The sequence below is a fragment of the Nostoc sp. C117 genome (assembly GCF_043099735.1).
In the GTDB taxonomy this organism is placed as follows: Bacteria; Cyanobacteriota; Cyanobacteriia; order Cyanobacteriales; family Nostocaceae; genus Nostoc.
In genome coordinates this window covers 2,812,545-2,829,832 of record NZ_CP170991.1, presented here as the reverse complement: position 1 = coordinate 2,829,832, position 17,288 = coordinate 2,812,545, and the positions used below count along the sequence as shown (strand labels likewise).

The window sequence follows — 17,288 nt, the reverse complement described above, 5'->3', positions numbered from 1 at the left end:
ATTTTAAATTACGAATTAGCTGACGTAGAGGTAATGTTTCTGTGAATATCGAACAATTGGTAGTTGATCTTAGTAAACAGGGTGTAAAGTTGTGGGTTGAAGGTGAACAGTTGCGTGTTAATGCTCCAAAAGGGGTATTGACACTAGAAACTCGTGGCTTATTAGCTAAAAATAAAGCAGAACTTATCTTCTTGCTGCACAACAAAAATGCGGACACCGATACAGATTTTCCCCCGATCAAAGCCGATCGCCCTCAGAACTTACCTCTGTCTTTTGCCCAAGAACGACTCTGGTTATTAAACCAGTTGGAACCAGATAACCCCTCCTACAACGAACAAGCAGCCCTAAAACTTCACGGTAAATTGAACGTCGTGGCATTAGAGCAAAGCCTCAACAAAATTATCGATCGCCACGAAGCCCTACGTACTAACTTTCGCACCATCAACGAGCAGCCAGTCCAGATAATTACTGACAGCTTAACTTTAAGTGTGCCAATAGTAGACCTATCAGAACTACCTGAAAGTGAAAGAGAAATAGCTTGCCAAAAATTAGCCACAACTGAAGCTAATCGACCCTTTGACCTTGCTAGTTCTCCTTTAATCCGAGCTGCTGTAGTTAAACTCACAGAAGTAGAACACGCTTTGGTACTAACAATACACCACATTGTAGTAGATGGTTGGTCAATAGGTGTATTGATGCGCGAGTTAGCAACCATTTACTCAGCCATCTGCAATAACTTGTCCCCAGAGCTACCTGAGCTACCAATTCAGTATGCCGACTTTGCTATTTGGCAACGAAAATGGTTGCAAAAAGAAGTACTCCAAACGCAGCTTGATTACTGGAAGCAACTACTCAAAAACGCTCCTACCTTACTAGAATTACCCACAGACAGACCAAAACCAGCGATTCAAACTTTTCGGGGCGAAATTCAATATGGAAAATTTTCAGTTGAACTGAGTGAAGCGATCGCTAATTTCACTAGGCAAGAGGGAGCCACCCTATTCATGACGCTGTTTGCGGCTTATGCCACCTTGCTTTATCGCTATACAGACTCCGATGACATTGTAGTGGGTACGCCCATTGCTAACCGCGATCGCTTGGAACTTGAAGGGTTAATTGGTTTTTTTGTCAATACTTTAGTATTACGTACCGATTTATCTGGCAACCCCAGTTTTCAGCAATTGCTAAGTCAAGTGCGGCAACTGACACTGCAAGCTTATGCTCATCCAGACCTGCCCTTTGAGGAGTTGGTAAAAGCATTGCAGCCACAACGTGACCTCAGCTATACGCCACTGTTTCAGGTGATGTTTGTCCTCCAGAATGCGCCCATATCTGAAGTAGAGCTTGCTGGCTTAACTATCAGTTCATTACCAGCCCAAAGCGCAACTGCCAAGTTTGATTTAACTTTATCAATGCAGAATACTGCAACTGGATTGGTGGGTGTGTGGGAATACAATGCTGACTTGTTTGATGCCAGCACAATCGAGCGGATGAGGGGACATTTCCAAACATTGCTCGAAGGAATTGTTGCTAATCCTCAAGAGCAGATTTCACAATTGCCTCTGCTAACAGAAATTGAACAACAGCAGTTATTACTAAAGTGGAATGATACAGGGGTAGATTATCCCCAAGATAAATGTATTCATCAGTTATTTGAGGAACAGGTTGAACGTACTCCCGATGCTGTAGCAGTGGTGTATGAAAATCAACATCTTACATACCACGAATTAAACTGTCGCGCAAACCAGTTGGCGCACTACCTCAAGTCTTTGGGTGTAAAAGCCGATGTGCTAGTGGGTATTTGTGTAGAGCGTTCCTTAGAAATGGTGGTGGGACTGCTAGGGATTCTGAAAGCGGGTGGCGCTTATTTGCCACTTGCTTCAGACTATCCTACCGAGCGTTTGCGCTTGATGTTAGAAGATGCTCAAGTTTCAGTATTGCTGACTCAGCAGAAACTCCTCGACAGATTGCCTGAGCATACTGCACAGCGTGTTTATTTAGATGCTGACTGGCAGCTTATTTCTCAGTTAAGTCAGGATAATCTCATCACTGAGACACAAGCAGCTAACTTGGCTTACGTGATTTATACTTCCGGTTCTACAGGTCAACCCAAGGGAGTGCTGATTGCCCATCAAGGATTGCTAAATTTGGTGTTTTGGCATCAACGTACTTTTAAAATCACGACCTTAGACAAAGCTACTCAGCTAGCAGGAACAGCATTTGATGCTGCTGTATGGGAGTTGTGGCCTTACCTGACCGCAGGAGCAAGTATATATTTAGTCAAACCTGAAATTCTTCTATCCCCAGTAGATTTGCAAGATTGGTTGCGATCGAAAAAGATCACTATCAGTTTTCTACCAACACCAATGGCAGAGCAATTATTGTCTCTGGAATGGCCAGAAAATACAACTTTGCGAACTATGTTAACTGGGGGGGATAAGCTTCATCGATATCCATCAGGTTTACTCCCTTTCCAGGTAGTGAATAATTATGGCCCAACTGAAAATACTGTTGTCGCAACTTCAGGACTAGTAGTTTCTAATGGGCGGGATGATAATATTTCACCACCCATCGGTCGCCCTATAGCCAATGTTGAAATCTATATATTGGACTCTTATTTACAGCCAGTACCTGTAGGTGTACCAGGAGAATTGCATATTGGTGGTGCAGGATTAGCAAAAGGCTACCTTAACCGTCCAGAGTTAACACAAGAAAAATTCATCCCCCACCCTTTTAGTAATGAACCACATTCCCGCCTCTACAAAACTGGGGATAAAGCACGCTATTTAAATGACGGCAATATAGAATACGTTGGACGCATTGACGACCAAGTAAAAATACGTGGTTTCCGCATTGAGTTGAGCGAAATTGAAGCAGTATTGAGCCAACATAGTAATGTGCAGTTATCTTGTGTCATCGCTCATGAGGATACCCCTGGTGATAAACGTTTAGTCGCCTACTTGGTAGCACATCAGGACTGTAAACCCGCAATCAGCGAACTACGACAATTCCTCAAAACAAAGCTGCCAGAGTACATGGTGCCAAGTGCTTTTGTAATCTTGGAATCCTTACCCGTGACTCCCAACGGCAAAGTTGACCGCCGCGCCTTACCAAAACCAGGCTTAGACACCACACTGCTAGAAAAATTTGTCGCCCCGCGCACACCCATTGAGGAAATGCTGGCACTCCTTTGGGCGCAAGTGCTGAAACTAGAGATTGTAGGCATACATGATAACTTCTTTGAACTTGGAGGACATTCACTACTAGCAACGCAACTAGTTTCACGTATCCGCACCTGGTTCAAAGTGGAACTACCATTGCGTGAATTGTTTGCCAGATCAACAGTTGCGGAATTGGCGCAATCGATTGGGCAATTGCAGCAACAAGACTTAGAACTTTCTACACCATTCATCACACAAAGGGCAGAGAATGCTCAATTAACACTGTCTTATGCTCAACAGCGTCTGTGGTTTTTAGACCAGTTCGAGCCGAACAGTGCCTTATACAACATCCCCTTAGCTTTACGTCTAGTCGGAACTCTTAATCAAGTTGCCCTAGAACAAAGCTTACATGAAATTATTGCTCGCCACGAAGCCTTACGCACTAATTTTGTAACCGTTAATGGAAAACCTTCTCAAATTATTCAAACACAAACGAATTGGACAGTAACAGTAGTTGGCTTGAAGCATTTATCAACAACTGAACAAGAAATCGCTACACAGCAATTAGCGCGACAACAATCTATTGAGCCTTTTGACCTGACAAATCAAGCATTAGTTAAGGCGACATTACTAGTGCTGTCCGAGACAGAACACATCTTATTAGTGTGTATGCACCATATTGTCTCTGATGGCTGGTCAATGGGTGTGTTTCTTCAAGAACTAGCAGCACTGTACAACGCTTATTCTCAAGGTGAGCCGTCACCTTTAGCACAACTGCCGATTCAGTATGCAGATTTTGCCATTTGGCAAAGACAATGGTTGCAAGGAGGCGTACTACAAAGCCAACTGAATTACTGGCAACAGCAACTCAAAGATGCACCAGCCTTGTTGTCCCTACCCACAGACCGACCAAGACCTGCTATACAGACTTTCTTTGGCGCACATCAAGAGTTTGCGCTCTCACAGCCACTCAGTCAAGGATTGATCCAACTAAGTCAAAAGCAAGGTTGTACTCTCTTTATGACGCTGTTGGCAGCTTATGATACCCTGCTTTACCGCTACACAGGTACAGAAGACATTTTGGTGGGTTCACCAATTGCTAACCGCGATCGCAGTGAGATAGAAGGGTTGATTGGCTTTTTTGTCAACACCTTAGTGATGCGTACCAATTTAGCAGGTAATCCGAGCTTTAGTGAATTACTGGGTCGTGTTCGAGAAATGGCAATGGAGGCATACACTTATCAGAATTTGCCTTTTGAAATGCTGGTGGAAGCATTGCAACCACAAAGAGACCTCAGTCATACACCACTGTTCCAAGTGATGTTTGCACTTCAGAATATGCCTTTGTCTGGAGTAGAGTTGCCTGGGTTAAGCGTCACTCCATTGATGCCAGAAAGCACAACTGCAAAGTTTGATTTAAATTTATTCATGCAGAATACTGCTACTGGACTAGTGGGTATATGGGAATATAACACTGACTTATTTGATGCCAGCACAATTGAGCGGATGACTGGACATTTTCAGATATTGCTTGAGGGAATTATTGCTAACCCAGAACAGCAAATCTCACAATTACCCCTGCTGACACAAATTGAGCAGCATCAGTTATTAGTGGAGTGGAACGATACTCAGGTAGATTATCCCCAAGATTTGTGCATCTATCAGTTATTTGAAGAGCAAGTTCAGCGCACCCCCGATGCTGTAGCGGTTATATTTGAAAACCAACAACTTACTTACTACCAATTAAACTGTCGCGCTAACCAGTTGGCAAATTACTTGCAGTCTTTGGGAGTATCCGCAAATGTGCTGGTGGGTATTTGTGTGGAGCGCTCCATAGAAATGGTTGTGGGATTACTGGGCATCCTCAAAGCGGGTGGGGCTTATGTGCCACTTGACCCAGACTATCCCCAACAACGTTTGAGTTTCATATTAGATGATGCGGCGCTGCCAGTGTTGTTAACTCAGCAATCATTATTGGAATCTTTGCCAGAGCATACCGCACAGGTAGTATGTTTGGATAGCGATCGCCAACTCATTGAGCAACACAGTCGAGAAAATCCACTTACTGGCAGCAAACCAGAAAACTTGGCTTATGTAATTTATACTTCAGGTTCCACAGGCCAGCCAAAAGGAGTTCAAGTTAACCACAGCAGTGTAGTCAACTTTTTAGCTTCCATGAGTCATTGTCCAGGATTAACTCACTCTGATACTTTCTGTGCCGTTACTACCATATCCTTTGACATTGCGGCTTTGGAACTATATCTGCCACTGGTGGTAGGAGCAAAGGTAGTAGTAGTTGGGCGTGAAGTCGCTAAGGATGGTGCTAGGCTGTTACTAGAGTTACAGCACTCAAGCACAACGGTGATGCAAGCGACTCCAGCGACTTGGCAAATGCTGGTAGCTTCTGGCTTATCTACTCAACAGTTGGGAATGAAACTCTTGTGTGGGGGAGAAGCCTTACCACCTCAATTAGCCCATCAATTACTAGAAACTGGTGCTCAAGTATGGAATCTCTATGGGCCGACAGAAACAACAATTTGGTCGAGTATTTGCCAACTTAGGAATGAGTCAACGCAACTAGAAGCTAGAAATGCGATCGCCTCTGGCGCTGCGCTCCGCGCAATCGCACCCATTGGTCGTCCCATAGCTAACACTCAATTTTACATTTTAGATTCACACTTACAACCAGTTCCTGTAGGTGTAGCAGGAGAATTGCATATTGGTGGTTTAGGTTTAGCAAAAGGCTACCTTAACCGCCCACAATTGACACAAGAGAAATTTATCTCTAACCCCTTTAGAAGAAGCAGAGGAGCAGGAGAGCAGGGAAGCAGAGGGGAAACCTTTAATTCTAATCGCCTCTACAAAACAGGGGATTTAGCCCGCTATTTACCCGATGGCACAATTGAATACCTGGGACGAATTGACAATCAAGTAAAAATACGTGGTTTCCGCATTGAGTTGGGAGAAATTGAAGCAGTCCTGAGCCAACATGAGGATGTGCAAGCATCTTGTGTTATTGCTCGTCAAGATAATCCTGGTGATAAACGTTTAGTTGCTTACTTGGTAGCACATCAGGACTGTAAACCCGCAATCAGCGAACTACGGCAATTCCTCAAAGCAAAGTTGCCAGAGTACATGGTGCCAAGTGCTTTTGTCATCTTGGAATCCTTACCCCTGACTCCCAACGGCAAAGTTGACCGCCGCGCCCTACCAAAACCAGACTTAGACACCACAATACTAGAAAAATATGTCGCCCCATGCACTCCGATTGAAGAAATGCTGGCACTCCTTTGGGCGCAAGTGCTGAAACTAGAGCTTGTAGGCATTCATGACAACTTCTTTGAACTTGGCGGACACTCACTACTAGCAACACAACTGGTTTCACGTATCCGCACCTGGTTCAAAGTGGAACTACCATTGCGTGAATTGTTTACCTCAGCAACAGTTTTTGAATTGGCGCGTTCGATTGAGCAATTGCAGCAACAAGACTTAGAATTGGTTTCTCCACCCATCTTACCAAGGGCAGAGAATGCAGAATTACCACTGTCTTATGCTCAACAGCGTTTATGGTTTTTAGACCAGTTAGAGCCAAACAGTGCCATATACAACATTCCTATGGCTTTGCGTCTAGTCGGAATACTCAATCAAGTTGCCTTAGAACAAAGCTTGTATGAAATCATTAATCGCCACGAAGCCTTACGCACCAACTTTATTACAGTTGATGGCAAACCTTCTCAACTTATTCAAACACAAAGGAATTGGACAGTAACAGTAGTTGACTTAAAGCATTTATCAACAACTGAACAAGAAATTGCTACACAGCAATTAGTGCAAAAACAAGCTATTGAGCCTTTTGACCTGGCAAATCAAGCATTAGTTAGGGCGACATTAATTGTGCTGTCCGAGACAGAACACATCTTTTTAGTGTGTATGCACCATATTGTCTCTGATGCCTGGTCAATGGGTGTGTTTATTCAAGAACTAGCAACACTGTACAACGCTTACTCTCAAGGGGAGCCGTCACCTTTAACACCACTGTCGATTCAGTATGCAGATTTTGCACTGTGGCAAAGACAATGGTTGCAAGGAGGCGTACTACAAAGCCAACTAAATTACTGGCAACAGCAACTCAAAGATGCACCAGCCTTGTTGTCCCTACCAACAGATCGACCCAGAGGATCTGTGCAGACTTTCGCTGGTGGACATCAAGAGTTTGCACTCTCAGTTGAGTTAAGCAATAAGCTGACAAAACTGAGCCAGGAGCAAGGTTGTACTCTCTTTATGACGTTGGTGGCAGCTTATGATACCCTGTTTTACCGCTACACAGGTACAGAAGACATTTTGGTGGGTTCGCCAATTGCTAACCGCGATCGCAGTGAAATAGAACGGTTAATTGGCTTTTTTGTCAACACCTTAGTTATGCGTACCAACTTAGCAGGGAATCCGAGCTTTAGTGAATTACTGGGTCGCGTTCGAGAAATGGCAATGGAGGCATACACTTATCAGAATTTGCCTTTTGAAATACTGGTGGAAGCATTGCAACCACACAGAGACCTCAGTCATACACCATTGTTCCAAGTGATGTTTGCCCTCCAGAATGTTCCTTTGTCTGAAGTAGAGTTGCCTGGATTGAGTGTCACTCCATTGATGGCAGAAAGCATAACTGCCAAGTTTGATCTTACCTTACTAATGCAGAACACTGGTACTTCGACTTACCTCGGCTCCGCTCGGCACGAGTCGCTCAGTACACCTAATGGACTGGTGGGTGTATGGGAATATAACACTGACTTATTTGATGCCAGCACAATTAAGCGCATGAGTGGGCATTTTGTGACATTGCTCGAAGGAATTGTTGCTAACCCAGAACAGCAAATCTCACAATTGCCCCTCCTGACAGAAGTCGAACAGCATCAATTATTAGTGGAATGGAACGATACTCAGGCAGATTATCCACTAGATAAGTGTCTCCATCAGTTGTTTGAGGAGCAAGTAGAGCGAACACCCGATGCAGTAGCAGTTGTGTTTGAAAATCAACAACTCACTTACCAGCAATTGAATAGTCGTGCTAACCAGTTGGCGCACTACCTGAAGTCTTTGGGAGTGAGAGCAGATGTGCTGGTGGGTATTTGTGTGGAACGCTCAATAGAAATGGTTGTCGGATTGTTGGGCATTCTCAAGGCGGGTGGAGCTTATGTGCCAATTGACCCGAACTACCCACAAGAGCGAATTCGTTTCATGCTGCAAGATTGTGGGGCAAAGGTTTTGCTCACCCATAGTCAACTCAAAGACTTGAGTGCGATCGCAGAAGGCGTTGACAACAAAGAAACTCTTGCTCAATCCCCTTTGATACTGTGTTTAGATCGCGATAACTTTGCCAACCAATCTACAGAAAACCCCAGTCGGCAAAGTCAACCCGATGATTTAGCTTATGTAATCTATACATCAGGCTCTACAGGACAACCCAAAGGAGTAGAACTACTGCATCGGGGTTTAAGTAACTATTTACACTGGGCTAAAGGCTACTACGCAGTAGCAGAAGGACAAGGTACACCTGTGCAGTCTTCTCTTAGCTTTGATGCAACCATTACATCACTGTACCTCCCTCTAATTTGTGGGCGTACCACCATCTTGGTAAGAGAAAAACAAGAATTGCAGCTTCTAGCAGACATTGTTAAACAAAACAATCATCTATCGCTCGTCAAAATCACACCTTCGCATCTGGAAATACTCAATCAGCAAATTGAGCCTGATACCATGCCGAATCGTGTCAATGCCTTTGTTCTAGGCGGTGAGACATTACACGCTAACCAAATAATTCCCTGGTTGACTCATGCTCCTGATACCCGCCTGATTAACGAATATGGGCCGACAGAAGCGGTTGTTGGGTGTTGTGTTTACGAAGCAACTGGAAAAAGGGATCTGGCGGGCGATTTATTAATTGGACAGCCAATTGCCAATGTACGTATTTACATTTTAGACAACCAAAACCAACTCCTGCCTCCCGGCATTCCTGGGGAACTTTGTATTGCCGGCGATGGTTTAGCCCGTGGCTATCTCAACCGTCCTGAACTCACAGCTGAAAAATTCATCGAACTCGACTTATTTGGTAAAAAAGAACGAATCTACAAAACTGGCGATTTAGCCAGATGGTTGCCTGATGGTAATCTTGAATACCTGGGACGCATTGACAATCAAATAAAAATTCGCGGTTTCCGCATCGAGTTGGGAGAAATTGAGGCATTACTGAACCAACATGACGATGTGCAGGCATCTGTAGTCACCGCCCACGAAGACAATCCAGGTGATAAACGCTTAGTTGCCTACGTCGTGCCGCATCAGCATACACCCACAATCAATGAACTGCGGCAATTCTTGAAAGCCAAGCTACCAGACTACATGGTGCCAAACGCTTTTGTGATGTTGGAATCAATGCCACTCACTCCCAACGGCAAAGTAGACCGCCGCGCTTTACCCGCACCAGATTTACATAGTGAACGCACAGAAAAATATGTAGCCCCACGCACCCCTATAGAAGAGATGCTGGCACAAATTTGGTCACAAGTGCTGAAAGTAGAGCAAGTAAGCATACACGATAACTTCTTTGAACTTGGGGGACACTCGCTACTAGCAACACAAGTACTTTCACGCATCCGCGATCGCTTTAAAGTCCAACTTCCTTTACACGAATTGTTCAATACCCCGACCATCGCTGAATTAGCGCCATCAATCGGCAAGTTACAGCAACAAAACTCAGACCTAACTGTTCCACGCATTCTACCAAGGAGCAAAAGATGATGACTGAAGAATTACCCCTATCTTATGCTCAACAGCGTTTGTGGTTTTTAGACCAGTTAGAGCCGAACAGTGCTATATACAACATCCCCTTAGCTTTGCGTCTAGTGGGAAATCTCAATCGGGCTGCTTTAGAACAAAGCTTCCAAGAGATTATCGATCGCCATGAAGCGTTACGCACTAATTTCATTACGATTGATGGAAAACCTTCTCAAATCATTCAAACACAAATTAATTGGACAGTAACAGTAGTTGAGTGCGAACATCTGCCACCAAGCCAACAAGAAATCGCTACACAGCAATTAGCGCAACAACAAGCGATTCAGCCTTTTGACTTGGCAGAGGGAGCATTAATCAGAGCGACATTAATTGTGCTGTCCAAGACAGAACACATATTGTTACTGTGTATGCACCATATTGTCTCTGATGCTTGGTCATTGGGTGTGTTTATCCAAGAACTAGCAGCACTGTACAACGCTTACTCTCAAGGTGAACCGTCACCTTTAACACCACTGCCGATTCAGTACGCAGATTTTGGCATCTGGCAAAGAGAGTGGTTGCAAGGGGAGGTACTGCAAAATCAAATCTCGTACTGGCAACAACAACTAAAAGATGCACCAGTCTTGTTGTCCTTACCCACAGACCGACCAAGACCTGCTGTACAGACTTTCGCTGGCGCAATTCAAGAGTTTGCACTCTCAGTTGAGTTAAGTAATCAACTGACACAACTGAGCCAGAAACAAGGCTGTACTCTCTTTATGACGTTATTGGCAGCCTTTGATACCCTACTTTACCGTTACACAGGACAATTAGACATTTTGGTGGGTTCGCCAATTGCAAACCGCGAACACAGTGAAATTGAAGGGTTAATTGGCTTTTTTGTCAATACTTTAGTGTTGCGTACTGATTTATCAGGCAATCCCAGTTTTAACGAATTACTCTCTCGCGTTCGGCAAATAGCTCTAGGAGCATACTCTCATCAAGATTTGCCATTTGAAATGCTAGTTGAGGCGTTACAACCAGAACGGGATCTCAGCCATCCACCACTATTCCAGGTGATGTTTGTCCTCCAGAATACGCCCATGTCTGGAGTAGAACTTGCTGGCTTAACTATCAGTTCTTTGCCACCCCAAAGCACAATTGCTAAGTTTGATTTAACTTTATCAATGCACAACTCAGCTGCTGGACTAGTGGGGATATGGGAATATAACACTGACTTATTTGATGCCAGCACAATTGAGCGGATGAGTGGGCATTTTGTAACATTGCTCTCTGGAATTGTTGCTAATCCAGAGGAGCGGATTTCGCAATTGCCTTTGCTGTCACAAACAGAGCAACAGCAGTTATTAGTTGAATGGAACAATACTCAAGCAGATTATCCTGTTGATAAGTGTATTCATCAGTTGTTTGAGGAGCAATGTTTGAGTACACCTGATGCTATAGCTGTGGTGTTTGAAGATCAACAACTGACTTACCAACAATTAAATTGTCGCGCTAATTATTTAGCTCATTACTTGCAGTCTCTGGGTATAAAACCAGATACGCTAGTGGCTATTTGTGTAGAACGCTCAATAGATATGGTGGTGGGACTGTTGGGGATTCTCAAGGCAGGCGGAGCTTATGTACCACTTGACCCAGAGTATCCGACTGAGCGTTTGGCTTTCATGTTAGAAAATGCTCAAGTTTCTATACTGTTGACTCAACAGCGACTTATTGAAAGACTTCCTGAGCATCAAGCAAAACTTATCTGTTTAGATGAAGCTTGGCAACAAATTGCCCAAAACAATCAAGATAACCCAATCAGTGGAGTCAAAGCTTTTCATCTAGCTAATCTGATTTACACTTCAGGCTCTACAGGTAAACCTAAAGGTGTCATGGTTGAGCATAAGGGATTATGCAACCTAGCCCAAGCTCAGATTCAAACTTTTGGCTTGACTTCGGATAGCCGCGTTCTTCAGTTTGCCTCCTTCAGTTTTGATGCTTCCATCTCAGAAATTTTGATGGCTTTGGGTTCAGGTGCAACGCTGTATGTGGGAACAAAAGACTCTCTACTACCAGGGAAGCCATTAATTGAGCAATTACAAAGTCATTGCATTACTCATATCACCCTACCACCATCGGCGTTAGCAGTTATGCCTGGGTCGGAACTTCCGGCACTGCAAACAATTATTGTAGCGGGAGAAACTTGTTCAGCTGAATTAATCAGACAATGGTCTGCTGGCAGAAACTTCTTCAATGCCTATGGGCCAACAGAAGCTAGTGTCTGTGCCACGATCGCAAAATGCACTGAAGATGACAATAAAATATCTATTGGTAAGGCGATCGCCAATGTCCAGGTTTATATTTTAGATGAATATCTGCAACCAGTACCGATTGGTGTACCAGGTGAATTGCACATTGGTGGTTTGGGGTTGGCACGAGGCTACCTTAATCGTCCAGAGTTGACAAAAGAAAAATTTATTCCTAATCCGTTTGAGAAGGCAGAAGGGAGTAAATTATATAAAACCGGAGATTTAGCACGCTATTTACCAGATGGCAACATTGAATACCTGGGACGCATCGACAATCAGGTAAAAATCCGCGGCTTCCGTATCGAATTGGGAGAAATTGAAGAATTACTGAACCAACATAGCGATGTGCAGACAGCTTGTATTATTGCCCGTGAAGATCATCCAGGTGATAAACGCTTAGTTGCCTACGTGGTAGGACATAAACAGCATCCACCTACAATCAGCCAGTTGCGATCGTTTCTTTCTAGTCAACTGCCACAATACATGATACCTCATGCTTTTGTGATGATAGAGTCTTTACCTCTGACTCCCAACGGCAAGGTAGACCGTCGCGCATTGAGAGCGCCAGACTCTCGTGAGGGACTAGAAATAAGTTTTGTTGCCCCGCGCACTCCGATTGAAGAAATCCTGACGCAAATTTGGACACAAGCCCTGAAAGTAGACCAAGTAGGCATATATGATAACTTCTTTGAACTTGGGGGACACTCATTGCTAGCAACGCAACTAGTTTCACGTATCCGCAACATTTTCAAAGTGGAACTACCATTGCGTGAGTTCTTTGCCAGAACAACAGTTACCGAATTGGCGCGTTCGATTGAGCAATTGCAGCAACAAGACTTAGAATTGGTTTCTCCACCCATCTTACCAAGGGCAGAGAATGCAGAATTACCACTGTCTTATGCTCAACAGCGTCTTTGGTTTTTAGACCAGTTCGAGCCGAACAGTGCCATATACAACATTCCTATGGCTTTGCGTCTAGTCGGAACACTTAATCAAGTTGCTTTAGAACAAAGCTTGTATGAAATCATTAATCGTCACGAAGCCTTACGCACCAACTTTGTAACCGTTAATGGACAACCAACTCAACTTATTCAAACGAGAAGGGAACAGGGAACAGGGAACAGGGAACAGGAGACTGTATCAATTGTTGACTTCAAGGATTTTACAAACGAGCAAGAAATAGCTTTAAGGCAATTAGTGCAACAACAGGCTAGTCAACCGTTTGACTTAGCAAACCAAGCATTAGTTAGGGCAACATTAATTGTGCTATCCGAGACAGAACACGTTTTGAGTGTATGTATGCACCATATTGTCTCTGATGCCTGGTCAATGGGTGTGTTTATTCAAGAACTAGCAGCACTGTACAACGCTTACTCTCAAGGTGAGCCGTCACCTTTAACACCACTGTCGATTCAGTACGCAGATTTTGCTATCTGGCAAAGAAATTGGTTGCAAGGCTCGGTACTGCAAACTCAACTAAGTTACTGGCAACAACAACTAAAAGCTGCCCCAGCCTTGTTGTCCCTACCAACAGATCGACCCAGAGGATCTGTGCAGACTTTCGCTGGTGGACATCAAGAGTTTGCACTCTCAGTTGAGTTAAGCAATAAGCTGACAAAATTGAGCCAGGAGCAAGGTTGTACTCTCTTTATGACGTTGTTGGCAGCGTTTGATACCTTACTTTACCGCTACACAGGTACGGAAGATATTTTGGTGGGTTCGCCAATTGCAAACCGTAATCGTAATGAAATTGAAGGGTTAATTGGCTTTTTTGTCAATACTTTAGTGTTACGTGCTGACTTATCAGGCGATCGCAGCTTTAACGAATTACTTGGTCGCGTTCGATTGATGGCAATAGATGCTTATGCTCATCAGGACTTACCTTTTGAAATGCTAGTAGAAGTATTGCAGCCAGAACGGGATCTCAGTCATACACCACTTTTCCAAGTCATGTTTGCCCTCCAGAATGTGCCTATATCTGAGATAGAGCTTGCTGATTTAACTATCAGTTCTTTGCCAGTAGAAAGCGCAACTGCCAAGTTTGATTTGTTTTTATCAATACAGAACACTGGTAATGGACTGGCGGGTGTATGGGAGTATAACACTGACTTATTTGATGCCAGCACAATTGAACGGATGACTGGACATTTTATGACATTGCTCTCTGGAATTGTTACTAACCCAGAGAAGCGGATTTCGCAATTGCCTTTGCTGTCACAGACAGAGCAACAGCAGTTATTAGTTGAATGGAACAATACTCAGGTGGATTATCCCCGTGATAAATCTATCCATCAGTTGTTTGAGGAGCAAGTAGAGCGTACACCCAATGCAGTGGCGGTGGAGTTTGGCAATCAACAACTCACTTACCAGCAGTTAAACTGCCGTGCTAACCAGTTGGCGCACTACCTGAAGTCTTTGGGAGTGAGAGCAGATGTGCTGGTAGGCATTTGTGTAGAGCGATCGCTAGAGATGGTAGTAGGACTACTTGGCATTCTCAAGGCTGGTGGAGCTTATGTGCCACTCGATCCAAACTACCCTCAAGAGCGTTTGGCTTTTATGTTAGAAGATGCTCAAGTTTCAGTGTTGCTAACCCAACATTCACTCCTCGACAGATTACCTCAGCATCAAGCAAGCCAAGTTTTTTTGGATACTGACTGGCAACTGATTTCTCAGTCTAGTCAGGATAATCTCATCTCTGGTGTGCAAGCAACTAATTTAGCTTATGTAATTTATACCTCTGGTTCTACAGGTAAGCCTAAAGGTGTAGCCTTGAGTCAGCTTGCTCTTTGTAATCTGATTCTGTGGCAACTGCAAAATAATACAATTTCCACTGGAGCAAAAACGCTGCAATTTGCTCCTATTAGCTTTGATGTCTCCTTCCAAGAAATGTTTTCTACCTGGTTTTCGGGAGGTAGATTGTTTTTAATTACGGAGGAATTGCGCCGAGATACCTCAGCTTTGTTAGGTTTTCTCCAAGAAAAAGCTGTTGAGAGACTGTTTGTTCCCTTTGTTGCCTTACAGCAACTAGCTGAAGTCGCTGTTGGTGGTGAATTAGTTAATAGTCATCTGCGGGAAATCATTACTGCTGGGGAACAGTTACAAATTACTCCCACGATTTCTCAATGGTTAAGCAAATTAAATGATTGTACTTTGCACAATCATTACGGGCCATCGGAGAGCCATGTAATCATCACTTTTACTCTGAATAACTCAGTAGAGACTTGGCCGCTACTACCTCCTATTGGTCGTCCCATTGCTAACACGCAAATTTACATCCTAGATCAGTACCTACAGCCTGTACCCGTGGGTGTAGCAGGAGAATTGCACATTGGTGGTGTCTCTTTGGCGCAAGGCTACCTCAACCGGCCAGAGTTAACACAAGAGAGATTTATCTCCAACCCCTTTAGCACTAACGGGCATTCACGCCTCTACAAAACAGGGGATTTAGCCCGCTATTTACCAGATGGCAACATTGAATACCTGGGACGTATTGACAATCAGGTTAAGGTGCGAGGCTTCCGCATTGAATTGGGAGAAGTTGAAGCAGTACTGAGCCAGCATGGAGATGTGGAGGGATGTTGTATCATTGCCCGCGAAGATACTCCGGGTGATAAAAGGCTAGTTGCTTACGTGGTAGCACATCAGAATTCTACACCCACAATCAGCGAACTGCGGCAATTCCTGAAAGCAAAGCTACCAGACTACATGGTGCCAAGCGCTTTTGTAATGTTGGAATCAATGCCACTAACTCCCAGCGGCAAAGTAGACCGCCGTGCATTGCCTGCACCAGATTTACACAGCAGTAATTCAGACAAATATATTGCTCCACGCAACCAAGTAGAACTGGAACTAACGCAAATCTGGTCAAGAATTTTGAAAGTTGACAAGGTGGGAGTAAAAGATAATTTCTTTGACCTCGGTGGTCACTCTCTTTTAACTCCTTACTTAATGGCTCAAATTAAAAAGCAGTTTGGTAAAAATATTGCGATCGCCAGCCTTTACCAAAATCCAACTATTGAACAATTGGCAACCATTGTACCATTCGATTCAGATTCTAAGAGCGGATCTCCCTTGGTAGCACTTCAGCCGCACGGTTCTAAGCCACCTTTGTTTTGTCTTCCAGGGGCTGCGGGCTATCCCTTTTACTTGTATGATTTAGCCCGTTATCTGGGTTCAGACCAACCATTTTACAGTTTCCAAGCAATTGCTCCTGGTGAAGGAGAAGAACTAATTACCCAAGTTGAGGATGTAGCCGCCCATTATCTTCAAACACTCTTAGTTGTTCAACCACAGGGTCCATATTTTTTAGCAGGGCATTCTTTTGGCGGTAAATTAGCCTTTGAAATGGCGCAGCAGTTACTTCGTAAAGGTCATAAGGTTGCTTTAGTTGCCATTCTTGATACTACAGCACCATTTCATCAGAAAAATCCATCAGCTTTTGATTTGGATAACACTAAATGGTTGGCTGAATTAGCAAACACAATCGAAGTTGTTTACGGCAAAAACATGGATTGTTCTGTTGATACTCTTCAATCTATGGTTTGGGAAGATCAGTTGAAATATGTTTTAGAAAGATTAAAAGATGCTGATATCTTGCCTCCTGACGATGAAATTATGCAGCTTAATAATATGGTGCAATTGCTCAAAGCTAACGCTGTAGTTAATTATGTACCACAAGAGGTTTATCCAACCAAAATTACTCTCTTACGCGCCAAGGAGAATGTCGTCAATATTGATGAATCTAATAGTGAAGTACTTTCTGATATTTTGCAGGATTTGTACTGGGGCTGGAGCAAATTTTCTGCCGAACCAGTGGATGTCCATTTTGTCCCAGGTAATCATGTGACAATGATGAATCTGCCCCACGTTCAGGTCTTAGCGGAACAGTTGAAAGTTTGTATTGAGCAAACACAAGAAGTTACAGGTAATGAATATAAACCTGATTTAGATCGTCAGATTCGGCCTATCAAGTTCTTATCTAACACATATCCTGTAGATATTAAGTGAGTTCATTTTAGTTAAAATTTAAATGTGAGGAACTGTA

General features: G+C 43.7%; 2 protein-coding genes. Both read left to right on the top strand.

Translation table 11 applies throughout. The features are described from left to right. Nucleotides 1-41: 41 nt before the first annotated feature. Nucleotides 42-9,956: an amino acid adenylation domain-containing protein gene (locus tag ACFG4S_RS12635; protein WP_392535132.1), complete on the top strand. Its 9,915-nt coding sequence runs from the start codon at nucleotides 42-44 to the stop codon at nucleotides 9,954-9,956. Continuing rightward, the gene (locus ACFG4S_RS12630) at nucleotides 9,953-17,251 is read left to right on the top strand and encodes an amino acid adenylation domain-containing protein (protein WP_392535131.1); all 7,299 of its coding nucleotides are present in this window, start codon (nucleotides 9,953-9,955) and stop codon (nucleotides 17,249-17,251) included. The genes ACFG4S_RS12635 and ACFG4S_RS12630 overlap by 4 nt, the downstream gene beginning before the upstream one ends. Nucleotides 17,252-17,288 lie beyond the last annotated feature (37 nt).

What these genes read in the sequence shown, in the direction of transcription:
- ACFG4S_RS12630 (WP_392535131.1), top strand. Translation starts at nt 9,953, where the DNA reads ATGATGACTGAAGAATTACCCCTATCTTATGCTCAACAGCGTTTGTGG.